Genomic DNA, 22,246 nt, shown 5'->3' with positions numbered 1-22,246 from the left:
TTCCTGCACCCGCCGGTGCGATCCCCCCTTTGCCGGAATACTACCCGGGGTATTATCGTTAGCGTATTCATACCCCCGGCGGTATATCGCCCCGGGACCGGAACAAAGGATACGGACGATGAAGTTCATCCAGTACTACCTGGACTGCCTCTCGCACGCGTCGTACCTGATCGGCGACGAAACCACCAGGCGAGCCGTTGTGGTCGACCCTCAGCGCGACGTGTCGGAGTACCTCGCCGACGCCGAACAGCTGGGCCTGCAGATTGAACTGGTCATCGAGACCCATTTCCACGCCGACTTCGTGTCCGGCCATCTCGAGCTCGCGGAGGCCGCGGGGGCAACCATCGTGTACTCGTCGGTTGCCCAGCCGGAGTTCGACTTCATGGGAGTCGAAGACGGCCAACGCTATTCACTGGGAGACGTGACGTTGGAGTTCCGCCACACCCCGGGCCACACTCCTGAGTCGATGAGCATCGTGGTCTACGAACACGCCGGCGACGCGACGCCCTACGGCGTTCTCACCGGCGACACCTTGTTCATCGGCGACGTCGGCAGGCCCGACCTGCTCGCCTCGATCGGCTTCACGCGTGAAGAACTGGCCAACAGCCTTTACACCTCGTTGCACGAGCAGCTCATGCCACTGCCCGATGCCACCCGCGTCTACCCTGCGCACGGCGCCGGCTCCGCGTGCGGCAAGAACCTGTCCACCGATCTGTGGTCGACGATCGGCGACCAGAAGCGGACCAACTACGCGCTACGTGCACCCGACAAGCAGACCTTTATCGATCTGGTGACCGAGGGACAGCCACCGGCGCCCGGTTACTTCGTCTACGACGCGATCTTGAACCGCAAGGACCGGGCCCTGCTCGCCGAAGGGAAACTCCCGCCCGCCATGGATTACCGGCAAGCCTCCGACGCGCTGACCCACGGCGCGATGCTCATCGACGGTCGCAGCCCCGAGGAATTCGCGCAGGGCCATCTGCGCGGCGCCCTCAACATCGGCCTCGCAGGTCGATACGCGGAATTCGCGGGTTCGATCGTGCCCCCCGATGTCGACATCGTCCTGGTCACCGACACCGGGCAAGAGCTGGAGGGCAAAACCCGGCTGGCCCGCATCGGATTCGACCGGGTGATCGGTTATCTCGAAGACCCGGAGCGGACGATGTTCGAGCATCGCGACGACGTGCAGGTGGCATCCCGGCTGACGGCTGCGGCATTCGGACAGCGCGCCGCCGAGATCGATGGCCTGCAGATCGTCGATGTTCGCAATCCCGGTGAAGCGGCCGGCGGCATGATCCCGGGCGCAGTCAACATCCCTGTGGGCCAACTGCCCGGCAGGGTCGGTGAACTCGACCCTGCCGCACCGACGGTCGTGTACTGCGCCGGCGGCTACCGCTCGTCGGCCGCGGCAAGCCTGTTGCGCCAACGCGGTTTCGGTGATGTCAGCGACATCGTCGGCGGCTACAACGCCTGGGCCGAAGCAATCCAGGCCGTCTGATACCCCTGCGGGTACCATGAGATCAACGACGGCATCGACTTCGAAAGGGGCACACCATGGTCGGTGACCAGGAGGCCATCACCGCTATCCTCAACCGACTGCGACGGGCCCAGGGCCAGCTCGCGGGAGTGATATCGATGATCGAGCAAGGCCGTGACTGCAAGGACGTCGTCACCCAGCTCGCCGCGGTGTCCCGGGCCTTGGACCGCGCCGGATTCAAGATCGTCGCCACCGGTCTCCGTGAGTGTGTCACCACCGAGCATCCCGACGGCTCGGAGACGTTGGACGTCGCTCAACTCGAAAGGCTGTTCCTGGCTCTGGCCTGAGCCGGCTCAGCTGGTGCTGAGTGCCTCGACCTCCTCGACCGCCGCGGTCTGCACGTCGCCGGAGATCTGCGGCACCCGGGTGGCCCGAACGTAGACCGTGTCGCCATCGCGCAGGCCTAGCGCTTCGGCGTCGCCCCGGGTGATCTGCGCGGTGAACGGCATGTTGTTCGCGGCGGCGGTGAGTTCGACGCGGACCTCGAAGCCGAGCATCACGATGCGGTCGATGGTGGCCCGCAGCACGCCGGTGGCCTCAGCCGTTCCGTCGCCGGCCGCGATCGCCAGCTCAGGGTTGCGTCCGACCCGGATATCGTGCGGGCGCACCAGGATTCCGTTGAGCTCGGAGACCGCCCCGAGAAACGACATCACGAACGCGTTGGCCGGCTCGTCATAGACCTGGGTGGGTGATCCGACCTGCTCGATGCGGCCCTTGTTGAGCACCGCGATCCGGTCTGCCACGTCCAGTGCCTCGGCCTGATCGTGGGTGACCAGCACGGTGGTGACATGGACTTCGTCGTGGAGGCGGCGCAGCCAGGTGCGCAGATCATCACGCACCTTGGCGTCGAGTGCGCCGAACGGCTCGTCGAGCAGCAGCACCTGCGGGTCCACCGCCAGCGCCCGGGCCAGTGCCATGCGCTGACGTTGGCCACCGGAAAGCTGATTGGGGTAGCGGGTCTGAAAACCGCTCAGCCCCACCACTTCCAGCAGATTGTCGACCTTCTCCTTGATCTCCGCCTTGGGGCGCTTGCGGATCTTGAGGCCGAACGCCACGTTGTCGCGCACTGTCAGGTGCTTGAACGCGGCGTAGTGCTGGAATACGAAACCGATACCGCGGCGCTGCGGCGGCACCCCCGTGACATCTTGACCGTTGATGGTGATGGTGCCGGTATCGGGTTGATCGAGGCCGGCGATCGCCCGCAACAGCGTGGACTTGCCTGAACCGCTGGGCCCCAGCAGGGCGGTCAGCGAGCCGGACGGCACCTCGAAATCGATATTGTCCAGTGCCGCGAACTCACCGTAGTGCTTGTTGGCGCCCCGGACGACAATCGCGTCGGTCATTGCTCTAGCTCCTTCTCGGCACTACTGCTCGGTCCGGGTTCGCCGCCGGTCGAGGATCACCTGGGCCACCAGGACGATCACGGCGACGGCCATCAACAAAGTCGAGACGGCATACGCGCCGTACACCGATTCGGCGGTACCTCGGTTGTAGCGGTCGGCAACCAGCAAGGTCAGCGTCTGCGACGCGCCCGGCAGGTTGGACGACACCATGATCACCGCACCGAACTCGCCGAGGGTACGGGCGACCGTCAGCACGATGCCGTAGGTCAACCCCCACCGGATAGCCGGCAGGGTTATGCGCCAAAACGTCTGCCACCAACTGGATCCCAGCGTGGCGGCTGCCTCTTCCTGATCGGTGCCGATCTCGTGCAGCACGGGTTCGACCTCGCGGATGACGAACGGGACGGTGACGAAGATGCTCGCCAGCACGATACCGGTGAACCCGAAGATGATCTTGAAGCCCAAGTCACGTTCGACGACTCCGAACAATCCGGTCGAACCCCACAGCAGGATCAGCGCCACGCCGACCACCACCGGGGACACCGCGAACGGCAGATCGATGACGGCCTGTAGCGCGCTCTTGCCGCGGAACCTGTTGCGCGCCAAAACCAGTGCGGTCGGGACACCGAACAACACATTGAGCGGCACGACGATCGCCACCACCAGCAGCGAAAGTTGCAGTGCCGATATGGCCGCCGGGGTGCCGACGGAAGCGAAGAACGCTCCGATCCCGGGTGAGAAGGTACGCCACAAGATCAGCCCGACCGGCACGATCACCAGCACACCGACATATGCCAGCGCCAGGTACCGCACCAGGTAGCGCTTCCACGGTGAGAGCGTCATGCCGACAACTCCTCCCGTCGGGCCGCGCGTGACCCCACCGTCCGCAGCACCAACAGGATGAGGAAGGAGATGATCAGCAGTGCGATGGAAATCGCGGCGGCACCGGTGCGGTCATCGTTCTCGATGAGGGTGCGGATCCACTGTGATGACACCTCGGTCTCGCCCGGGACGGCGCCACCGATGAGCACCACCGACCCGAACTCACCGATCGCCCGTGAGAACGCCAGCCCGGCGCCGGACAGCAGCGACGGCAACAGCGCCGGCAGGATCACGGTGGTGAAGATGACCCGGTTGCCTGCGCCCAGCGACGCCGCAGCCTCCTCGGTCTCGCGATCGAGTTCGAGCAGCACCGGCTGCACCGACCGGACCACGAACGGCAGAGTGACGAACAGCAGCGCCACCCCCACACCCCATTTGGTGTGCTGCAGGTGCAATCCGACCGGGCTGGCCGGCCCGTACAGGGCCAACATCACCAGGCTGGCGACGATGGTGGGCAAGGCGAAGGGCAGGTCGATCACCGAGTCGACGAGGCGCTTGCCCGGAAACTCGTCGCGCGTGAGCACCCAGGCCACCAGCAAGCCGAACACGAGGTTGATCACCGTAACGACGACGGATATGGACAACGTGACCCGGAACGATTCCAGCGCCGCGTTGGAGGTTATGGCCTGCCAGAACGCCGTCCACCCGCCGCCGACGGACTGCCACACGATGGCGGCCAGCGGCAGCAGCACGATGACGCTCAGCCAGATGGACGCCGCACCGACCCGTAGCGAAGTCGTACCGTAGCGGCCGCGGAGCACGCCGGGGGCGGGATCTCCCGGCGTGGCCACGAGCGCCGAATCGGTCTCGGCGGAAGCGGTCATCCGGTCGCCTGCTTGTAGATCTTGGTGATCGATCCGTTGTCCTTGTCGAACAGAGCCGGGTCGACCGTGTCCCAGCCGCCCAGGTCGGCGATGGTCCAGAGCTTCTCCGGCGTCGGAAAGTCCTTCGCGAAGTCCGCGGCCACCGCCGGGTCCACCGGACGGAAGCCGGCCTCGGCCCACAGCTTCTGGCCCTCCGGGGTGTAGAGGAAGTTCTTCAGCGCGTTGGCCTGCTCGGCGTGAGCGCTGGTCTTGACCACCGCGACGGGGTTCTCGATCTTGAAGGTCTGCGGCGGGTTGATGTGCTCAACATCGTTGCCCTGCCGTTCGATGTTGATGGCCTCGTTCTCGTAGCTGATCAGCACGTCACCGGTGCCCTGCAAGAAGACGTCGCTGGCCTCGCGACCCGAGCCGGGACGGGTCTTGACGTGTTCGGTGACCAGCTTGTTGACGAAGTCGATGCCGGCCGCGGCGTCCTTGCCGCCATTGCTCTTGGCCGCATACGGCGCCAGCAGGTTCCACTTGGCCGAGCCGGAGCTCAGCGGGCTCGGGGTCACCACTTCAACACCGGGCTGCAGCAAATCGTCCCAGTCCTTGATGCCCTTCGGATTGCCCTTGCGGACGACCAGCGACACCACCGAGCCGAACGGGATGCCCTTGGTGTTGCCGGTATTCCAGTCGTCGGCCACCTTGCCCGCTTTGACCAGCCGGGTGATGTCCGGTTCGACGGAGAAGTTGACGATGTCGGCCGGCTTGCCGTCGACCACGGCCCGCGACTGGTCGCCCGACGCGCCGTAGGACGGCGTCACCCCGACGCCCTTGCCTTCATCCGTCGCGGCGAATGCGGGGATGATCTTGCTCCAGCCCGGTTCCGGCACCGCATAGGCAACCAGTGTCAGTGTGCTGTTGCCACCGGCGGTCTTGTCACCGCCCACGACGTCGCTGGCGCCCCCACCGCAGCCCACGATCAGCGCTCCGGTGGTTACCAGTACAGCGGCGCTGCGCCAGACGTTCTTGATGTTGAGCCGGTTACTTAGCACCGAGGGCCTTTCCTTGCAGACGGCGGACAGAACGGGTCCGTCACAGCGGCAAGGCTAAGGATCAGTATCCGGGCAAAGAACAGCCATCACCGACACCAAACCGTGGACGGGTTGGAGTCAGCGACAACAGTAGACATCAGCAACAGCGCAAGAACCCACGGCGATGAGCGCCAGGACATGGCCCTCTGTCGCACCGTTCGCTGTGTGCATGGGCGAAGAATAACAGAATCCGTCGGACGCGCTCGCCGAGTGCGCCGAGGTCAGTGGGTCAGCAACCAGGTGACGATGACGAGCACGACGAGCAGAACCAGCACCAACGTCACCCGCGATCGGGGCATACCGTTCATAGAGTGTCCAATTCATCGTCCTCTTTGGCGTGGCGCACGCGGCGCAAGCCGTTGATGCCCCGCCCCAGCGCACCGTCCAGCAACACCGCGATCCCGTACGCCAGAGCCAGCACGATGGGCATCACCACGGCCGTCTGAGCCACGAATCCCAATCCGGTCAACCACAGCTCGACGCCGTCCCACCAACTCAGGAACGCGCCCATGCGGCCACACTACGAGATGATCCCAAATTCGCCCGACTCGACCAGTTACGTCCGACATGCGCCGACTGGGTAGACGTTGCAGGTACCTGCGGTCGATGATGTGCGGATGGTTCTGCAACAGACCGAGTCCAGCGACGGCCTGACATCCCGGGATGTCAGGGAATCCGACTCCCCGCTCACCGTCACGGCACCCGTTCCGTACACCGGAAGCAATGCGCTGCGGAACCCGTTCCCGCCGATCGCCGATTACGCATTCCTGTCGGACTGCGAGAACACCTGCCTGATCTCGTCGGCCGGCTCGGTTGAGTGGCTGTGTGTGCCGCGCCCCGATTCCCCCAGCGTGTTCGGTGCGATCCTCGACCGCGCGGCCGGCCATTTCAGGCTCGGCCCGTACGGCGTGACCGTGCCTGCGGCACGGCGCTACCTGCCCGGCAGCTTGATCCTGGAGACCACCTGGCAAACCCATACCGGTTGGGTGATCATCCGCGACGCGCTGGTGATGGGCCCGTGGCATGACATCGACACCCGGTCGCGGACCCACCGGCGCACCCCGATGGACTGGGACGCCGAACATATTCTGCTGCGCACCGTGCGCTGCGTAAGCGGCACGGTCGAGATGGTGTTGAGCTGCGAGCCGTCCTTCGACTACCACCGTGTCAGTGCGGCCTGGGAGTACTCCGGCCCCGGTTACGGCGAGGCGATCTCACGAGCCAGTCGTAACCCCGATTCCCATCCCACGCTGCGTCTCACCACGAACCTGCGCATCGGCCTGGAGGGTCGGGAGGCCCGTGCCCGCACCCGGCTCACCGAGGGTGACAACGTGTTCGTCGCGCTGTCCTGGTCCAAGCATCCGGCCCCGCAGACCTACGACGAGGCCGCCGACAAGATGTGGAAGACCAGCGAGTCGTGGCGCCAGTGGATCAACGTCGGCGACTTCCCCGACCATCCGTGGCGCTCCTATCTGCAGCGCAGCGCGTTGACCCTCAAGGGCCTGACCTATTCGCCCACCGGCGCCCTGTTGGCCGCCCCCACCACATCACTGCCGGAAACCCCGCAGGGCGAACGCAACTGGGACTACCGCTACTCCTGGATCCGCGATTCGACGTTCGCACTGTGGGGCCTGTACACGCTCGGACTGGACCGCGAGGCCGACGACTTCTTCTCGTTCATCGCCGACGTGTCCGGAGCCAACAACGGCGAACACCATCCCCTGCAGGTGATGTATGCCGTCGGCGGGGAACGCAGCCTGGTCGAGGAAGAACTGCATCACCTGTCCGGTTACGACAACGCCCGGCCGGTGCGCATCGGCAACGGCGCCTACAACCAGCGTCAGCACGACATCTGGGGCACCATGCTGGATTCGGTGTACCTGCACGCCAAGTCGCGCGAGCAGATTCCCGAGGCGTTGTGGCCGGTGCTGAAGAACCAGGTCGAAGAGGCCATCAAGCACTGGCGCGAACCTGACCGCGGTATCTGGGAGGTGCGCGGTGAGCCGCAGCACTTCACCTCCAGCAAGATCATGTGTTGGGTGGCACTCGACCGCGGTTCGAAACTCGCCGAGCTGCAGGGCGAGAAGTCCTACGCCCAGCAGTGGCGGGCGATCGCCGAGGAGATCAAGGCCGACGTGCTGGCCCACGGCGTAGATTCTCGCGGGGTGCTGACCCAGCGGTACGGCGACGACGCGCTGGACGCGTCGCTGCTACTGACGGTGTTGACGCGGTTCCTGCCGTCCGACGATCCCCGGGTGCGGGCGACCGTGCTGGCCATCGCCGACGAACTCACCGAGGACGGGCTGGTCCTGCGCTACCGCACCGATGAGACCGACGACGGACTGTCCGGCGAGGAGGGCACCTTCACCATCTGCTCGTTCTGGCTGGTGTCGGCGCTGGTAGAGATCGGAGAGGTCAGCCGGGCAAAGCATCTGTGCGAGCGGTTGCTCTCGTTCGCCAGCCCGTTGCATCTCTACGCCGAGGAGATCGAGCCACGCACCGGGCGCCACCTGGGCAACTTCCCGCAGGCGTTCACCCACCTGGCACTCATCAACGCGGTGGTGCACGTCATCCGCGCCGAAGAGGAGTCCGATAGCTCCGGGGTCTTCCAACCCGCCAACGCGCCGATGTGAGGCCAGCCCCCGCTCCAGGCGTCGGGCCACGTCACGAGTGCAGGCTGGTGGTGAGGAACTGGACCACCAGGCTGGTCGCGGCGACCACCAGCCACAGCGCCCCACCGAGCAGTAACGGCTTGGGTCCGGTGCGCCGCAGCGCGCCGAGGTCGGTCGACAGCCCGATCGCGGCCAGGGCCCACGTGATCAGCAGACCGGCCACCTCGGCACCCGGAACGCGGATCGCCGCCGGCAGCGGCCAGATGGAATTGACCGCGGCCAGGGCCACGAAGCCGATGAGGAACCACGGCACCAACTGCCGCACCTTCGGACGGTGTCCTGAAGAGCCACCGTCGCGTCGGGCGACCAGCGCACCGATCACCACGACCACCGGAATGATCACCAGCGAGCGGGTCAGTTTGACCACCACGGCGGTATGCGCGGCCGAAGCGCCGTAGACCGTGGCCGCGGCGACCACCGACGAGGTGTCGTTGACCGCGGTACCGGCGAACACGCCGAAGGCTTGCTGGCCGAGTCCCAGCAGGTGCCCGACCATCGGGAAGGTCAGCACGGCCGCGACGTTGAACAGGAAGATGGTGCTCAGCGCGTACGCCACGGCGCTCGGCTTCGGCCGCAGCACGGGGGTGACAGCGGCGATCGCCGACGCGCCACAGATCGCGGTGCCCACTCCGATCAGGGTCCGCAGGTCGTGGTCGATCCCCAACCAGCGGCCGAACAACCAGGCGCAGATGAAGGCCGCGGCCAACGTGGCGGCCATCACCGGAAGCGCCGACCCACCCACCTGCCAGGCCTGCGCCAGCGAGATCTGGGTACCAAGCACCACCACCGCGGTTTGCAGCGCCAGACCGCCGGTGATCCTCAGGCCGTGTGACACCCTCGGCCACCGCTTGGCGGGCCTCAACCAGGTGGCCAGTACCACTCCGATCAGAACCGCCGCCACCGGACCGCCCAAGACCGGTAGGGCTTTTCCGATGACGGTGGCGGCCACGGCGACGGCGAGGGCCAGGCAGGCGCCGGGCAGAGCGGTACTTTTCCGGAGGCGTTGGACGAGGCTGGTAGTCACGTGTGTATACGGTGCTGCCCGGCGCGGCCATCCGGTACCCACAGATTGGCTATCTACCCATAGCCTTGGTCTATGGACAGTACCGATTCTGCAGTGGTCTCGGCGGCGACTACCGCACCGGCGGTGGATGCGCTGCGGCTGCTGATCGCGGTGGCCAACACGGGTTCCATCTCGGCCGCTGCCCGGGGCCAAGGCATCAGCCAGCCCAGCGCGTCGGCCCGGCTGCGCAATCTCGAGCACCGACTCGGCCTGGAGTTGCTGGACCGACGCACCCGCGGGGCGGAACTCACCGCGGCGGGTGCTGCGGTGACCGAGTGGGCTCGTTCGGTGGTGGCCGCGATGGATTCACTGCTCACCGGCGCGGCAGCACTACATGCCGACCGCACCGCGAAGGTCGCCTGCAGTCAGACCATCGCCGAGTTCCTGATGCCGACCTGGCTGGCCCGGGCCCGCGAGTACGCCGACGAGCCAATCCACCTGACAGTGAGCAACTCGGCCGCGGTGATCTCGGCGGTGCTGGGGCACGATGCAGAACTGGGCTTCGTGGAGGGCCCGACCGTGCCTGCGGGTCTGGCTGTACGGGTGCTGCGATCTGATCGGCTCGCTCTGGTGGTGGCCCCGGGTCACCCGCTGACGCGTCGCCGGCGACCACTGCAGCCGGCCGAACTGGCGGATCTCGAGTTGGTCATCCGGGAGCCGGGGGCCGGCACGCGTGACACCGTCGAACACGCCCTCGCCGGAATCGGACTGTCCCCGCATACCGAGGCGGTGAGCCTGGGTAGCAACGCGGCGGTGAAGGTGATGGTCGCCGCGGGTGCGCACGCCGCAGTGCTCAGTGAGCTTGCGGTGGCAGCCGAGCTCCGGGATGGACGGCTGGTGGAGGTCGAGGTCAGCGGGATCGACCTGCGCCGGCTGCTGCGCGCGGTGTGGCGTCCCGCCACCAAGCCGCGTGCAACGCTGTCGACATTGCTGGCCGTGGCCAGTGGCCGACCCGCCGGGCCGCGTCGGCGCCAATCCACGCAGGCGTGAGTCAGAACGTGATCTCGAACTCGATGACGGTCGGCGTCGGGACCGCCAGAACCACGGGGGTGAACCGGCTGTCGTCGTGGGCGACACCGGTGATCACCCTGCCGCCAAATCCGTCGGTGGTGGCCGGGACGCTCGCGGTCAGGGTGACGCGCCCCGCGGTGTGGCCCGGAAGCAGATAGAAGTCGGTTCCGGGTGCGATGGGCCCGTCGATCGCGACACCGTTGGGGTCGACGACACTTCCGGCCGAGACGGATAGTGCCGCTGCGTCGGTCGCATCCAGCCGGAACGGCCCGAGCACCCCGGCGTCCAGGACTGCGCGCTCGGAACTCAAAGCGGGCACCACGGTCGATCGGCGCGCGGCGGCGGCGCCCGCGAGCAGGTACTCGTACAGGGCCACCACGCGTTCGGCGTTCCGGTAACGTCCGGAACCGTTGAGCCAGAACGTGACTGCCCCGATCTCGATGGTCGCGGCGGGGTCGGCGACGATGTGCAGACGGTAGAAGCGGTAACCCTGGTGGCGCCGGCCCGGGCGGATCGCCGCCGTGGTGCTGCCAACACCGAGGGCCCTGCGGTAACTGCCTTGCCCAGCAGCGATGTTGAGCCCCGAGGCGGCGACGTCGCGCCACTCGACCCCGTCGGCCGACTTCTGCAGGAGCAGCGAGACGGGCGAATCGGCCGTCAATTCGACGGTGTATCCGCCCAATTGGGGATCACCGTCAAACTCGAACACGATCGCACCGGATTCCCGCCATTGCGCCACAGGCACGTTCAACGGCCGGGTGTCCAGATCCAGACCGTTGGTGAAGTGCCAGATAGCGGCCTGAGTGGCGGCGATCGCTTCGTGCTCAGCCAGATGCGCACCGAGCCGCTGCCCGGCCGCACGCAGCCGGCGACTCAACTCGGCCGTGCCCAGAGTCGGAAACGAGTTGCGGATGATCCAATCGACTTCGGCCTCATGGGCCCGCGTCGCCAGACTGGGCACGGCCGACCAGCTCGCCGGCCGGTACCGTGACGGCGTTCTGGGCGCCACCCCGGTGAAGTCCACCGAGTAGGCGTCGATGTTGGGGTTGAGCCTGATCAGGTCCGTGCGTGCGGTGGACCCGTCCGCGAACACCACGGTGTCGACCGTCGGCGAGTAGGTGCCGCCGCGGTAGCGCGTCATCCGGGCGATCTCGACGTCGCAGGCACGCACGCGGCGTCGCACGGCAACAGGGGTCGGGATGGGAGCGAGTGCGGGGAGAACAGGCATTGCGGGTTGGCTTTCTGGTGGCTGAGAAGAGCGCGAAACGGCGCACCGCCGAATAGGGGCGGGCCTGAAACGCGGGGGCCGTCGTCAGAAAATCAACAACAACAACAATGCACGACGAGGCAGCGCGCCATAACAGAGCGCAGCGATCCGTCGTGAGCCATGCCCACACGATACGGCACACACGGCCTAATGCCCAGTTCACGTCGTCGTGACAGGTTTGAATCGGTTTGCGCGCTAACCCTGTCAGATGCTGGTGGCAAGCCGTATCGTTGCCGCCGCACCCGCACTTCAGACCAGTCGGAGGGGCCACATGACATCGGCACAGAACGAATCCCACGCTCTCGGCGATCTTGCCGCACGGCAGCTAGCCAACGCCACCAAGACAGTTCCGCAGCTATCGACAATCACGCCGCGATTCCTGCTACATCTACTCAGTTGGGTGCCGGTGGAGGCCGGCGTCTACCGGGTGAACCGAGTGGTCAATCCCGACCAGGTGGCGATCCACGCAGAGGAAGGCACCGGCACCGAGGAACCACTGCCCGAGACCTACGTCGATTACGAGACCAGCCCCCGCGAGTACACGCTGCGCTCGATCTCGACGTTGCTCGACGTGCACACCCGGGTCTCAGATCTGTACTCCAGCCCGCACGATCAGGTGGCCCAGCAGCTGCGGCTGACGATCGAGACCATCAAGGAACGCCAGGAGTACGAGCTGATCAACAATCCCGAGTACGGGTTGCTGTCACAGGTGACTCCCGAGCAGACCATTCAGACCCTGCGTGGCACCCCGACGCCCGACGACCTGGACTCCCTGATCACCAAGGTGTGGAAGACCCCGGCGTTCTTCCTGACCAACCCGCTTGGCGTGGCCGCCTTCGGCCGGGAGGCCACCCGCCGCGGTGTGCCGCCACCAGTGGTGAGCCTGTTCGGCGCCCAGTTCATCACATGGCGCGGTGTCCCGATCGTGCCGTCAGACAAGGTGGCGGTCGAAGACGGGAAGACCAAGTTCATCCTGGTGCGCACCGGTGAAGAACGCCAAGGTGTGGTCGGGCTGTTCCAGCCGGGGCTGGTCGGCGAGCAGGCTCCGGGCCTTTCGGTGCGCTTCACCGGCATCAACCGGTCGGCGATCGCGTCCTACCTGGTCACGCTGTACTCGTCACTGGCGGTGCTCACCGACGATGCACTGGCGGTCCTCGAGGACGTCGGAGTGGACCATTTCCATGAGTACAAGTGAGTACTGGGGCGAGCGGAGCGACGGGAAAGAGTACCGGTCGCTAGATGCTGAGGGAGACCTGCCGATCAGCGCAGCAGAGTTGGCCTCGCTGGCCACGCAGCTCTACGCCACCGGCATCCGGCCAGGTCCGGACAGCCCGCCGGCGACCACCCAGGTGGCGCCGCGCGGAGCGGCCCCGGATGCCACGGCGGCATCGTCGGCAGGTACCACCGCGGCAGGTCTGGCGCACCCGGGCACTCCCCCGGCATTCGTCTCGGTGCCCGACGTCTATCTACCTCCCCCGACGTCGCCTGGGCCGGAAGGTGTTCCAGGAGTCGTTCCGGTCGCTCCCCGTGGTTCCGCTCCGGACCTCGTCGCGCCCGTCGGCGGCCTGGAGTCCTTCGCGGTACCAACGGGCCTGGTTCCGACTGTGCCAGGTGTACTGGCGGGCAGCGCGCCCACCACACCGGTAACGCCCCGTGGTTCGGCGCCCACATGGCCCGGCACTGTCCCGACGGTGCCTGATCTGGGTTGGCGGGGTTCGCCGGCGCAATCCGACGATGCGGCGGGCTACTACTTCCTGCAGAACCCGACGGCACCCGTCGAACCGACGCCGGCCATACCTGACGAGCATGAGATCTTCGACGTCAACGCGATCCGCGCGGACTTCCCGATCCTGCGAGAAACCGTCAACGGCAAGCCGCTGATCTGGTTCGACAACGCCGCAACCACCCAGAAACCGCAGTCGGTGATCGACCGGCTGACCTACTTCTACACGCACGAGAACTCGAACATCCATCGTGCGGCACACGAGTTGGCGGCTCGGGCCACCGACGCCTACGAGGATGCCCGCGAGGCGGTGCGACGGTTCATCGGCGCGTCGAAGGTCGAGGAGATCATCTTCGTCCGCGGTACCACCGAGGCCATCAACCTGGTGGCGTACGCGTGGGGTGGTAAGCATCTGGGCCCGGGTGACGAGATTGTCATCACCCACCTGGAGCATCACGCGAATATCGTTCCGTGGCAGCTGGTTTCGCAGCAGACCGGCGCAGTCCTCAAGGTCGCCCAAGTCGACGATGCGGGCAACCTGCTCCTCAGCGAATTCGAGGATTTGCTCGGTCCGCGGACGAAACTGGTTGCCGCCACCCAGGTTTCCAATGCACTGGGCACGGTGACCCCGGTCGAGACCATCGTCGAACTCGGCCATCGCTACGGCGCCCGAGTCCTCATCGACGGCGCGCAGTCGATTCCGCACATCCCGATTGACGTAGCCGAGACCGGGGCCGATTTCTTTGCCTTCTCTGGGCACAAGATCTACGGGCCGACCGGCGTCGGAGCACTCTACGGACGCGAGGACGCGCTGGCCGAGACCCCGCCGTGGCAAGGCGGTGGCAACATGATCGCCGATGTCACTCTGGAGCGGTCGCTGTACCAGGGGCCGCCGAACAAGTTCGAGGCAGGCACCGGCACCATTGCCGACGCGGTCGGCCTTGGCGAGGCGCTGCGCTACGTCGAACGGGTCGGCATCGAACGCGTCGCCGCCTACGAGCACGCACTGCTGGAGTACGCCACCCCGCGCCTGGCCGCGATCCCAGGGGTGCGTCTGGTGGGCACGGCTGACGAGAAGGCCAGCGTGCTGTCCTTCGTGTTGGCCGGGCACGAACCGCTGGAGGTCGGCAAGGCACTCAATGCTGAAGGCATCGCGGTGCGGGCCGGCCATCACTGCGCGCAGCCGATCCTGCGCCGGCTCGGGCTCGAGGCCACCGTGCGGCCATCGTTCGCGTTCTACAACACCTTCGAAGAGATCGACGTGTTTATCAACGCGGTCCGCCGCATTGCCGAGGGCTCGGCCTAAGCCCGCGAGCAGTCCGCCGCAACCAGGCGGCACCCCGGCAACAGCCCCGATTTCCCTGTGAAATCGGGGCTGTTGCGGCCGACGCGGGCTGTCCGCCTTGGGGCGTCGTCACAATTGTCACATCTGTACCTGTTCGAAAATCATGTACGTTGTGCCCGGCTGTTAGCGACAAAGTCGCGGAAACCGCCTCAGCTGCAACGTGTTTCACTGGATTACCACGCCGCGAATCTCGTCTGAACCGGCAGTAACAGCAGCCGCACCAGCAACAGAATATTCTGCGCCCGCATATCAGCGACTTTGTCGCTCGCAGCGCGGGCGTGTAACCAGTGCGACGGAGAGGGTCCTGTGGTGCCAGATTGGTGCATAGGATTGGCCGACGCGAGACGACTGATGCCTGTGGTGCCCATGTGGCGATTTCCGCGACTTTGTCGCTAATAGCCGGGCACACCCACCATGTCCGCGGGACAGTGACGAATGTGACTGATGTGAACCCGTCTGTCCAAAACTCCGCATCTACGCACCGGTCTACCCGCAGCGCCCCAGCAGCCAGGCTTGGCCGTCGCCCTCGTCCGCTGCGATCACCTCAAGTCCGGCGAACGCGGCACGCAGTTCCCCGGGCGCCGCGCGGAAAGGGCTCGGTGTAGCGCCGATCTCACTGAGCACGCAGATTGCCAGCAGACCGCCGGGAGCCAACCGGTCGACGAGCGACGGGTACAGCTTCCGGTCGCGGAACCGGTAGCAGAGGATGACGTCGGCGGGCGGGCCTGCGGGCAGGCCATCGTCGAGGTCGGCCATCACGAACCGGCACCGAGCGGCCACCCCGCACCGACGCGCCCGCGCACGGGCAGTCTCGATGGCGACCGCTGACACGTCGACGCCGAGGACCTCGAACCCGCGTTGCGCCAGCCAGATCGACGCAGTTCCCTGCCCGCACGCGATATCGAGCGCCGTACCCGCGACCGGGAACGCGGCGACGTGGGAAGCGAAGACACTCGGTGGCCCTGGCTCGGTATCGCCCGACGACCGGTTCGTGTAGATGGCGTCCCAGCGCACGCGATCCTGCTCGCTCACCGGCGGTACCTTACGAAGTGGTCCCAGCCGGGAATAGTGACGCCACCCGCGGAGGTTTGCCTTCTCATGCGAGCCATCGTTTACGATCCGCAGGCCCCGGCCAAGCTTCGATTCGACGACGTGACCGAGCCGGCGGTGGCCGACTCGCAGGTGCTGATCGACGTGCACGCCATCGCGTTGAACTTCGGGGAACTGCACTTCATCGAACAGATGCGCCGACCGGGTGAGGTACCTGGCTGGGACACCGCGGGCGTGGTGACCCGGTCGGCCGCCGACGGATCAGGTCCCCCGGAAGGCACCCGCGTGGTCGGGTTCAGCGGTGAGGCCGGTTGGGCCGAACGCCGAGCCGTCGCGACGGACAATCTCGCAGAACTTCCGGAGTTCGTCGAGTTCGACGAAGCGGCGGCACTGCCTGTGGCCGGGGTGACCGCGCTGCAGGCGCTGCGCACTCTCGGCCCCGTGGTGGGTCGGCGGGTGCTCATCACCGGAGCTTCGGGTGGTGTCGGCCGCTTCGCGGTGCAGTTGGCAGCGCGGGCGGGGGCCCACGTGATCGCCGCCGTGGGCAGCCCGGCCCGCGGTGACGGCCTCGCCGAACTGGGTGCCGACGAGGTGGTTGTCGGCTTGGATTCGGTGACCGAGCCGGTGTTCGGGGTACTCGACAACGTCGGAGGAACGTTGCTCGCTAAAGCTTTCAGCCTGGTCGACGACGGTGGTTCGGTGCAGTCCATCGGCATGGCCTCCGACGAGCCCACCACCATCAACTTCGAGCACGAACGCCGGCTCGGCAACCGGAAACGTTTGGAGCCGTTCACTGTTCGTGCGCCGTTTCAGGCCGACCTGCAGTACCTGCTGACGCTGCTGGCCGACGGCGAGCTCGACCCGCAGATCGGCCTGCGCGATTCATGGGACAACATCTCGGCCGCTGCGCAGGCGCTGTTGGGCCGCAAGGTCGCCGGTAAAGCGGTGTTGCGGGTGCAGCGTTAGATCAGTTGCCCTGCCCGCCGCGGCTCAGAGAAGCCAGGTCGGACACTGGGTCAGTGCCGTTGACGAACCAGTCGCCGAGAATCCGCGCCTTGTAGACAACCGGATTGTGAGAGGCAAGGGTGCGCGCGTTCACGCTGTAGGTTACCTTCTGCGATCCGGCCGAAGACCGGCTGGAACACCGATCTGAGTTCGGCGTCGTACCCCGTCGGACGTTTGAGATACGTTGTGAATCCGGTTATTTCGCCATCCCCTTGGCATCGATTCGATAAGCATAGAAATCCTGTACCGCCACATAACCCAACCTGCGATACAACAGGTGAGCCCTGCTGGCGTTGTTGATATCGGTGCCCAGCGACACCTCGGTCAAACCGCGCCGCAGCGCCGCCAGCCGGATCTTGCGCAGCAGCAGCTCCCCGGTGCCGCGCAACCGCCGGTCCCTGCGCACCCCGATGTAATCGGTGTGGGCACTGCGTTGTTCGTCAGCACCGACGCCGACGGTGTAGGTCGAGCCGAGCACCTAGCCGACCACCTCGCCTCTGTCGTCCACCGCAGCTGGGCTGAAATCCGGGTTGAACGAGCTACTTTCGAGATGATGCTGCCAGCGCTGCGGAGTCTTCGACATGTTGCCGAAATGCTCGCTGAAGGTCTCGTACTGCAACTGGCGGACCTGCTCGGCGAAACCACCGTCGAGCACGTCAGGCCACGACAGCACGGTCAGCCCGTCGATGCGCGCCGCGTCGAGTTCGGCTGGGTCCTCGTCGAGCAGGGACTTGCGCGTGCTGATGAACTGCCGCTCCAGACGGGCCCCCCGATCGACCAGCGCGGTGATCGCCACCGGCTGGTCGGCCCCGATGTAGGTTCGCAAATACGCGTCCGTCGACCGCCTCTTGCAACACTTGCGGATGAAAGACGAAGTCGCCGAGCATCTCCGGCTTCGTCCGCTTCAGGTACCAGTACCACGCCAGGCCGGCCAGAAGAATGACGCCGAAGACGAAAGGCAGGATGTTGAACGGGAATTGGGGCACCGGGTAGAAGTTGCTGAAAATCACGTAGCCGATGCCGATGGTCGCGGCGACCGAAACGCCGAGTCGCAACGGCAGCGCGTTGATCTTGCGTAGCCAGATCGGGGTAGCGATCACCACCAGCAGGTAGCTGGTCAGGAAGCCCCAGTTGGAGACGTAGCCGCCGTAGACGTCGAACACGAGCCGGCCGGCCGAACTGAATGTCGCCACCGCCGAGAAGATCAGCGCCAGGATGCCGACGAACACCACCCCGGTCCAGGGTGTCTTATGGGATGGGTGCACCTTCGCGAATACCTTGGGCAGCGCACCTTCGTGGGCGAACGTGAACAGTGAGCGCGCCGCGGCGGTCGTGACGGCGGTGACGAACACGATGAAGGCGACCGATACCGTCGCGCTCACAACCTGATTCACCCGTGCCACGCCGACGGCGTCGGCGAGCTGCGGGAGTACCGCCTTGTCGCCGTCGATTTCGCCGAAATGCAGGATCTGCGAGTAGGTCGCGAAGATCCTGCCTCGGCGGTTCGGGCGTGCTCGATCAGCCGGCGTCGCGCCCCGGCGGTGCTGTTGTCGATGCCGGGATGCCGCCAGGGCCCGGCCGAGCGGATGTTGCCGAATGCGAGCAGGTGTAGTTCCCTGGGCACGTCGCCGACGATACGGTCGCCGCCGCCCGGGTTGCAGGGTTGCGCTCAGCCAGAAGCCAACTCACGTTCCTTGCGCGAACAGACACTCGGGTCCGCGAAAACCGGCGTGTCGGGTACCGCAACGTCTGCTCGCGGGGAAACGGGACCTGTGCAGGCGTGGGATCTGACGTCTTCTAGGTGAGTTCCTCGACCCGCTCCATCATCGCCCGCGCGATATCGATGGCAACGGTATCAACATCGGACGGCCTGCCCGATGTCACCGCGTCGCTGTAGTACGCGATCTCGGCCTCGATGAGGCAGTTGGCCTTCACGCCGACGGCACGGGCCACAGGGCTGGTCGACTTGTCGGTGGTGTGGCCGAATTCGACGGTGGCGGCAACCACCGAACCGGTCGCCCGCACATCGGTGATCGCGTCGGTGTAGTAGCCACCGCGAACCGATTCCCGCACCAGTGTCACCGTCTGGCCCTGGCAGTCCTTCCATTGCTTGGCGAACCCGGCGAACAACGCGTTGGCGTCGGCCACGCTGCCGAGAGCGACCACACCGACGTCGACGGCAAGCACCGCCCCGTCGGATTCGTCACCCTTCCACTGCGTGCTGGCGGCGCCGGTGACATCGGCGGATTCGTAGATGCTGCGTTGCATGGGACTCGACACTCCGACGCATTCGTGCGGTGTCGCATCCTGTTCGGTCGCCAAACCGTCGGGCAGGTCGTCGAGCCCACCCGAGATCGACGGCACGTACGTGTCCTCTGTGAGAGATTCACCGACGATCTTCTCCACTTGCCCGATGTCGGGCAGCGCCTTCTCGACGGATAGACCGCTCAGCGGACGAGGCGTCAAACCGTCGGCAGCCGCTGCATTCCCGTCGACGACCTTGGCGCACCCCGACGTCATCATGACGGCGGACACCAGCAACCCAAGCGCGCCAACCGTTCTCATCGCCTACTCCCGCCGACAGCAATCACCCAGAGCCTACTACGGCAGCGGGGCAAGCGCGGCGAGCTACTTCTTGGGCTTGTCCCCCGCCGCGTCCGTCGAGAGCGCAGCGACAAATGCTTCCTGCGGGACCTCCACGCGCCCAATGGTCTTCATGCGCTTCTTGCCCTCTTTCTGCTTCTCGAGCAGTTTGCGCTTACGGGTGATGTCACCGCCGTAGCACTTGGAGAGCACATCCTTGCGGATAGCCCGGATGTTCTCGCGGGCAATGATTCTCGAACCGATCGCGGCCTGCACCGGAACCTCGAACTGTTGGCGCGGGATGAGCTCCTTGAGCTTGGTGGTCATCTTGTTGCCGTAAGCCGCCGCCGAGTCCTTGTGCACGATCGCGCTGAACGCGTCGACCGCCTCGCCCTGCAGCAGGATGTCGACCTTGACCAGATCGGCTTGCTGCTCACCGGCCTCCTCGTAGTCCAGGCTGGCGTAACCACGGGTACGCGACTTCAGCGAGTCGAAGAAGTCGAAGATGATCTCGCCCAGCGGCATCGTGTAGCGCAGCTCGACACGCTCGGGTGAGAGGTAGTCCATGCCGCCGAGCTCACCACGGCGCGACTGGCACAACTCCATGATGGTGCCGATGAACTCGCTGGGCGCGATCACCGTCGTCTTCACCACCGGCTCGAACACCTCGCGGACCTTGCCCTCCGGCCAGTCCGACGGGTTGGTCACCACGATCTCCGATTCATCGTCCTTGATGACGCGGTACACGACGTTGGGCGACGTGGAGATCAGGTCGAGACCGAACTCGCGTTCCAGGCGCTCACGGGTGATCTCCATGTGCAGCAACCCGAGGAAGCCGCAGCGGAACCCGAAGCCGAGCGCCACGGAGGTCTCCGGCTCGTAGGTCAGCGCCGCATCGTTGAGCTGCAGCTTGTCCAGCGCGTCGCGCAGATCCGGATAGTCCGAACCGTCCACCGGGTACAGGCCCGAATAGACCATCGGCTTGGGTTCTCGGTATCCGGTCAGCGCCTCCTTGGCACCGCCCCGGGCCGTCGTCACGGTGTCACCGACCTTGGACTGACGGACGTCCTTCACGCCGGTGATGAGGTAGCCGACCTCCCCCACCCCGAGTCCCGCGCTGGGCTTCGGTTCCGGTGAGACGATGCCGACCTCGAGCAGTTCGTGGGTCGCGCCGGTGGACATCATCGCGATCTTCTCGCGCGGCACGATCTTGCCGTCGACGACGCGGACGTAGGTCACCACACCGCGGTAGATGTCGTAGACCGAGTCGAAGATCATCGCGCGGGTCGGCGCATCGGCGTCACCGGTCGGTGCCGGCACCTGGCGCACCACCTCGTCGAGCAGTTCGGCCACGCCCTCACCGGTCTTGCCGGACACACGCAGCACATCGGACGGCTCGCAGCCGATGATGTGCGCAAGCTCACCGGCGTAGCGCTCGGGGTCCGCGGCAGGCAGATCGATCTTGTTGAGCACCGGGATGACAGTCAGGTCCCGGTCCAGCGCCAGATACAGATTGGCCAACGTCTGCGCCTCGATGCCCTGCGCTGCATCGACCAGCAGCACCGCGCCCTCGCACGCCTCCAAGGCGCGGGACACCTCGTAGGTGAAGTCGACGTGGCCCGGCGTATCGATCAGATGCAATACGTAGTTTTCTTCGGCTCCGTCGTCTCCGGTGACCTGCCAGGGCAGCCGCACGTTCTGGGCCTTGATGGTGATACCGCGTTCGCGCTCGATATCCATCCGGTCGAGGTACTGCGCACGCATCGACCGGTCGTCGACGACACCGGTGAGCTGCAGCATCCGGTCGGCCAGCGTGGACTTGCCGTGGTCGATATGGGCGATGATGCAGAAGTTCCGAATCTGCGCCGGCGCAGTGAACGTCTTGTCGGCGAAACTGCTGATGGGAATCTCCTGGTGAGCGTGGATGTCGAGCACGTGCTGTACCTCTCCAGGGTATCGAGCACCCACCCTCGCGACACAATCGCGGCGCTGTTTCACCGCGCGGTCGCTGCGCTCCTGCCCTAAGAGTCCTGCCCTATGCTCGAAACCATGGCGTCGCAATGGAAGGCGTTCCAACGCTTTGCGGAAAACCTCGTGTTCAACGAGGCGCCGAAACTCATCCGCCAGTTACAGAATCCCGAGACCGTGCCGCGCACCGTCCAACAGGGAATTCAGCAAGGCATCAAGCTGGGTCTTGAGGTGCTCGCCAGTGCCCAGGTCGAACGCACCCCGGCCATCACCGCCGGTCGGCCGATCTCGCAACACAGTGTTCCGACCGCGCACCGGGCCCGCCGGCTCATCTACGCCCCCGATCTCGACGGCCGCGCCGACCCAGGCGAGATCGTCTGGACCTGGGTGGTCTACGAAGACGACCCGACCAAGGGCAAAGACCGCCCCGTCCTGGTCGTGGGCCGCGATCAGCGGACGCTGCTCGGGCTGATGCTGTCCAGCCAGGAGTACCACCGCAACGATCCCCAGTGGGTAGCCATCGGAACGGGCAGCTGGGATTACGACGGCCGGGCCAGCTGGGTGCGGCTGGATCGCGTGCTCGACGTACCCGAAGAAGGCATCCGTCGCGAAGGCGCCATCCTGGACCGTGACCGGTTCGAGGTGGTCGCCACCCGCCTGCGCGCCGAGTACTCCTGGAGCTGACCCAGGCTCTACCGTGGCTGTCGCCACCCAGACTCTACCGTGGCTGTCGCCACCTCGACGTCAGCGAGGGGCCACCGGATCGTCATAGAAGGCATGCGCCAGCACGGCAGCGAACTGCCTGACGTCGGGCTTATGTACGGGGCGGATATCGACGGCAGCCACCTGACCACGATCACACATTCGATCAGCCGACACCCACGTGGCGAAACTCCT

The 22,246-nt window shown here is 66.0% G+C and carries 21 protein-coding genes and 2 pseudogenes; 8 read left to right on the top strand and 15 right to left on the bottom strand.

Annotation, left to right across the window (positions count from 1 at the left end; translation table 11 throughout):
- Nucleotides 1-118: 118 nt before the first annotated feature.
- Together H276_RS0103160 and H276_RS0103155 are read left to right on the top strand one after the other, a co-directional pair.
- A complete protein-coding gene (locus H276_RS0103160; RefSeq protein WP_019969853.1) occupies nt 119-1,498 on the top strand; it encodes a rhodanese-like domain-containing protein in 1,380 nt (459 codons plus the stop codon).
- Nucleotides 1,499-1,554: 56 nt separating this feature from the next.
- Nucleotides 1,555-1,824 carry a metal-sensitive transcriptional regulator gene (locus tag H276_RS0103155; protein ID WP_019969852.1) on the top strand — a complete coding sequence of 90 codons (270 nt, stop codon included), beginning with the start codon at nt 1,555-1,557 and terminating at the stop codon, nt 1,822-1,824.
- 6 nt (nt 1,825-1,830) lie between these two features.
- Here H276_RS0103155 and H276_RS0103150 read toward each other — a convergent pair whose 3' ends face one another.
- The 6 genes from H276_RS0103150 to H276_RS0103125 all read right to left on the bottom strand — a co-directional run bounded on the left by H276_RS0103150 (nt 1,831) and on the right by H276_RS0103125 (nt 6,173).
- Nucleotides 1,831-2,880, bottom strand: coding sequence for a sulfate/molybdate ABC transporter ATP-binding protein (locus H276_RS0103150; protein WP_019969851.1), 1,050 nt, complete (start codon nt 2,878-2,880; stop codon nt 1,831-1,833).
- A 21-nt stretch (nt 2,881-2,901) separates the two neighbouring features.
- The gene (cysW, locus tag H276_RS0103145) at nt 2,902-3,723 is read right to left on the bottom strand and encodes a sulfate ABC transporter permease subunit CysW (protein ID WP_019969850.1); all 822 of its coding nucleotides are present in this window, start codon (nt 3,721-3,723) and stop codon (nt 2,902-2,904) included.
- Nucleotides 3,720-4,586, bottom strand: a complete 867-nt coding sequence (cysT, locus tag H276_RS0103140; RefSeq protein WP_019969849.1) for a sulfate ABC transporter permease subunit CysT — start codon at nt 4,584-4,586, stop codon at nt 3,720-3,722. Before cysT ends, cysW begins: the two co-directional genes overlap by 4 nt.
- Nucleotides 4,583-5,623 carry a sulfate ABC transporter substrate-binding protein gene (locus H276_RS0103135; protein WP_019969848.1) on the bottom strand — a complete coding sequence of 347 codons (1,041 nt, stop codon included), beginning with the start codon at nt 5,621-5,623 and terminating at the stop codon, nt 4,583-4,585. The genes cysT and H276_RS0103135 overlap by 4 nt, the downstream gene beginning before the upstream one ends.
- Before the next feature lie 117 nt (nt 5,624-5,740).
- Entirely contained in the window at nt 5,741-5,833 is a 93-nt protein-coding gene (locus tag H276_RS25585) for an Ms4533A family Cys-rich leader peptide (protein ID WP_369758390.1), read from the bottom strand.
- Between the two features lie 133 nt (nt 5,834-5,966).
- The gene (locus tag H276_RS0103125; protein ID WP_019969847.1) at nt 5,967-6,173 is read right to left on the bottom strand and encodes a hypothetical protein; all 207 of its coding nucleotides are present in this window, start codon (nt 6,171-6,173) and stop codon (nt 5,967-5,969) included.
- A 106-nt stretch (nt 6,174-6,279) separates the two neighbouring features.
- Between H276_RS0103125 and H276_RS0103120 the strand changes: the two genes are divergently transcribed.
- Nucleotides 6,280-8,295 (top strand): glycoside hydrolase family 15 protein, encoded by a 2,016-nt coding sequence (locus H276_RS0103120; RefSeq protein ID WP_019969846.1) that lies wholly within the window; start codon nt 6,280-6,282, stop codon nt 8,293-8,295.
- A gap of 31 nt (nt 8,296-8,326) precedes the next feature.
- On the opposite strand, the gene H276_RS0103115 is transcribed toward H276_RS0103120, so the two are convergent.
- Nucleotides 8,327-9,358, bottom strand: coding sequence for a YeiH family protein (locus tag H276_RS0103115; RefSeq protein WP_019969845.1), 1,032 nt, complete (start codon nt 9,356-9,358; stop codon nt 8,327-8,329).
- A gap of 72 nt (nt 9,359-9,430) precedes the next feature.
- Here H276_RS0103115 and H276_RS0103110 point away from each other — a divergent pair, with 72 nt between their 5' ends.
- Entirely contained in the window at nt 9,431-10,387 is a 957-nt protein-coding gene (locus H276_RS0103110; RefSeq protein WP_019969844.1) for a LysR family transcriptional regulator, read from the top strand.
- Between the two features lies 1 nt (nt 10,388).
- Here H276_RS0103110 and H276_RS0103105 read toward each other — a convergent pair whose 3' ends face one another.
- Nucleotides 10,389-11,636 (bottom strand): thioester domain-containing protein, encoded by a 1,248-nt coding sequence (locus H276_RS0103105; RefSeq protein ID WP_051111372.1) that lies wholly within the window; start codon nt 11,634-11,636, stop codon nt 10,389-10,391.
- Nucleotides 11,637-11,946: 310 nt separating this feature from the next.
- Here H276_RS0103105 and H276_RS0103100 point away from each other — a divergent pair, with 310 nt between their 5' ends.
- Entirely contained in the window at nt 11,947-12,870 is a 924-nt protein-coding gene (locus H276_RS0103100; protein WP_026356534.1) for a family 2A encapsulin nanocompartment shell protein, read from the top strand.
- Nucleotides 12,857-14,704: a family 2A encapsulin nanocompartment cargo protein cysteine desulfurase gene (locus H276_RS0103095; RefSeq protein WP_026356533.1), complete on the top strand. Its 1,848-nt coding sequence runs from the start codon at nt 12,857-12,859 to the stop codon at nt 14,702-14,704. Before H276_RS0103100 ends, H276_RS0103095 begins: the two co-directional genes overlap by 14 nt.
- A 525-nt stretch (nt 14,705-15,229) precedes the next feature.
- Here H276_RS0103095 and H276_RS0103090 read toward each other — a convergent pair.
- Nucleotides 15,230-15,775, bottom strand: a complete 546-nt coding sequence (locus H276_RS0103090) for a methyltransferase domain-containing protein (RefSeq protein ID WP_019969840.1) — start codon at nt 15,773-15,775, stop codon at nt 15,230-15,232.
- 66 nt (nt 15,776-15,841) lie between these two features.
- On the opposite strand from H276_RS0103090, the gene H276_RS0103085 reads away from it, so the two are divergent.
- Complete coding sequence (locus H276_RS0103085) at nt 15,842-16,759, top strand: zinc-binding dehydrogenase (RefSeq protein WP_019969839.1); 918 nt, start codon at nt 15,842-15,844, stop codon at nt 16,757-16,759.
- 1 nt (nt 16,760) lies between these two features.
- On the opposite strand, the pseudogene H276_RS24460 reads toward H276_RS0103085, so the two are convergent.
- From H276_RS24460 to lepA, 6 genes and pseudogenes are all read right to left on the bottom strand, one after another.
- Nucleotides 16,761-16,889, bottom strand: a pseudogene (locus H276_RS24460) (acyl-CoA dehydrogenase); the annotation flags it as partial.
- Nucleotides 16,890-16,994: 105 nt separating this feature from the next.
- Nucleotides 16,995-17,276 carry an N-acetyltransferase gene (locus H276_RS25170; RefSeq protein ID WP_019969837.1) on the bottom strand — a complete coding sequence of 94 codons (282 nt, stop codon included), beginning with the start codon at nt 17,274-17,276 and terminating at the stop codon, nt 16,995-16,997.
- Nucleotides 17,277-17,471, bottom strand: coding sequence for a hypothetical protein (locus H276_RS25165; protein ID WP_019969836.1), 195 nt, complete (start codon nt 17,469-17,471; stop codon nt 17,277-17,279). It abuts the gene before it with no gap.
- A 214-nt stretch (nt 17,472-17,685) separates the two neighbouring features.
- Nucleotides 17,686-18,288 (bottom strand): annotated as a pseudogene (locus H276_RS24455) (amino acid permease); the annotation flags it as partial.
- A gap of 307 nt (nt 18,289-18,595) precedes the next feature.
- Complete coding sequence (locus H276_RS0103060) at nt 18,596-19,363, bottom strand: sensor domain-containing protein (protein WP_026356532.1); 768 nt, start codon at nt 19,361-19,363, stop codon at nt 18,596-18,598.
- 63 nt (nt 19,364-19,426) lie between these two features.
- Nucleotides 19,427-21,349, bottom strand: coding sequence for a translation elongation factor 4 (lepA, locus tag H276_RS0103055; RefSeq protein ID WP_155942934.1), 1,923 nt, complete (start codon nt 21,347-21,349; stop codon nt 19,427-19,429).
- 69 nt (nt 21,350-21,418) lie between these two features.
- Between lepA and H276_RS0103050 the strand changes: the two genes are divergently transcribed.
- A complete protein-coding gene (locus tag H276_RS0103050) occupies nt 21,419-22,033 on the top strand; it encodes a type II toxin-antitoxin system PemK/MazF family toxin (protein WP_019969832.1) in 615 nt (204 codons plus the stop codon).
- The last annotated feature ends 213 nt before the right edge of the window (nt 22,034-22,246 follow it).

The organism is Mycobacterium sp. 141 (assembly GCF_000382405.1).
Taxonomy (GTDB): Bacteria; Actinomycetota; Actinomycetes; order Mycobacteriales; family Mycobacteriaceae; genus Mycobacterium.
Note: the sequence above shows the minus strand (reverse complement) of the source record. Positions and strands in the feature narration are given on the sequence as shown.

Bases quoted from the DNA above. Each gene is read 5' to 3' on its own strand.
- H276_RS0103150 (WP_019969851.1), bottom strand. From the start codon at position 2,880: ATGACCGACGCGATTGTCGTCCGGGGCGCCAACAAGCACTACGGTGAG.
- H276_RS0103105 (WP_051111372.1), bottom strand. From the start codon at position 11,636: ATGCCTGTTCTCCCCGCACTCGCTCCCATCCCGACCCCTGTTGCCGTG.
- H276_RS0103125 (WP_019969847.1), bottom strand. From the start codon at position 6,173: ATGGGCGCGTTCCTGAGTTGGTGGGACGGCGTCGAGCTGTGGTTGACC.
- H276_RS0103060 (WP_026356532.1), bottom strand. From the start codon at position 19,363: ATGAGAACGGTTGGCGCGCTTGGGTTGCTGGTGTCCGCCGTCATGATG.
- H276_RS0103050 (WP_019969832.1), top strand. From the start codon at position 21,419: ATGCTCGAAACCATGGCGTCGCAATGGAAGGCGTTCCAACGCTTTGCG.
- H276_RS0103100 (WP_026356534.1), top strand. From the start codon at position 11,947: ATGACATCGGCACAGAACGAATCCCACGCTCTCGGCGATCTTGCCGCA.
- H276_RS0103110 (WP_019969844.1), top strand. From the start codon at position 9,431: ATGGACAGTACCGATTCTGCAGTGGTCTCGGCGGCGACTACCGCACCG.
- H276_RS0103160 (WP_019969853.1), top strand. From the start codon at position 119: ATGAAGTTCATCCAGTACTACCTGGACTGCCTCTCGCACGCGTCGTAC.
- H276_RS0103120 (WP_019969846.1), top strand. From the start codon at position 6,280: ATGGTTCTGCAACAGACCGAGTCCAGCGACGGCCTGACATCCCGGGAT.
- cysW (WP_019969850.1), bottom strand. From the start codon at position 3,723: ATGACGCTCTCACCGTGGAAGCGCTACCTGGTGCGGTACCTGGCGCTG.
- cysT (WP_019969849.1), bottom strand. From the start codon at position 4,586: ATGACCGCTTCCGCCGAGACCGATTCGGCGCTCGTGGCCACGCCGGGA.
- H276_RS25585 (WP_369758390.1), bottom strand. From the start codon at position 5,833: ATGCACACAGCGAACGGTGCGACAGAGGGCCATGTCCTGGCGCTCATC.
- H276_RS0103095 (WP_026356533.1), top strand. From the start codon at position 12,857: ATGAGTACAAGTGAGTACTGGGGCGAGCGGAGCGACGGGAAAGAGTAC.
- H276_RS0103155 (WP_019969852.1), top strand. From the start codon at position 1,555: ATGGTCGGTGACCAGGAGGCCATCACCGCTATCCTCAACCGACTGCGA.
- H276_RS0103085 (WP_019969839.1), top strand. From the start codon at position 15,842: ATGCGAGCCATCGTTTACGATCCGCAGGCCCCGGCCAAGCTTCGATTC.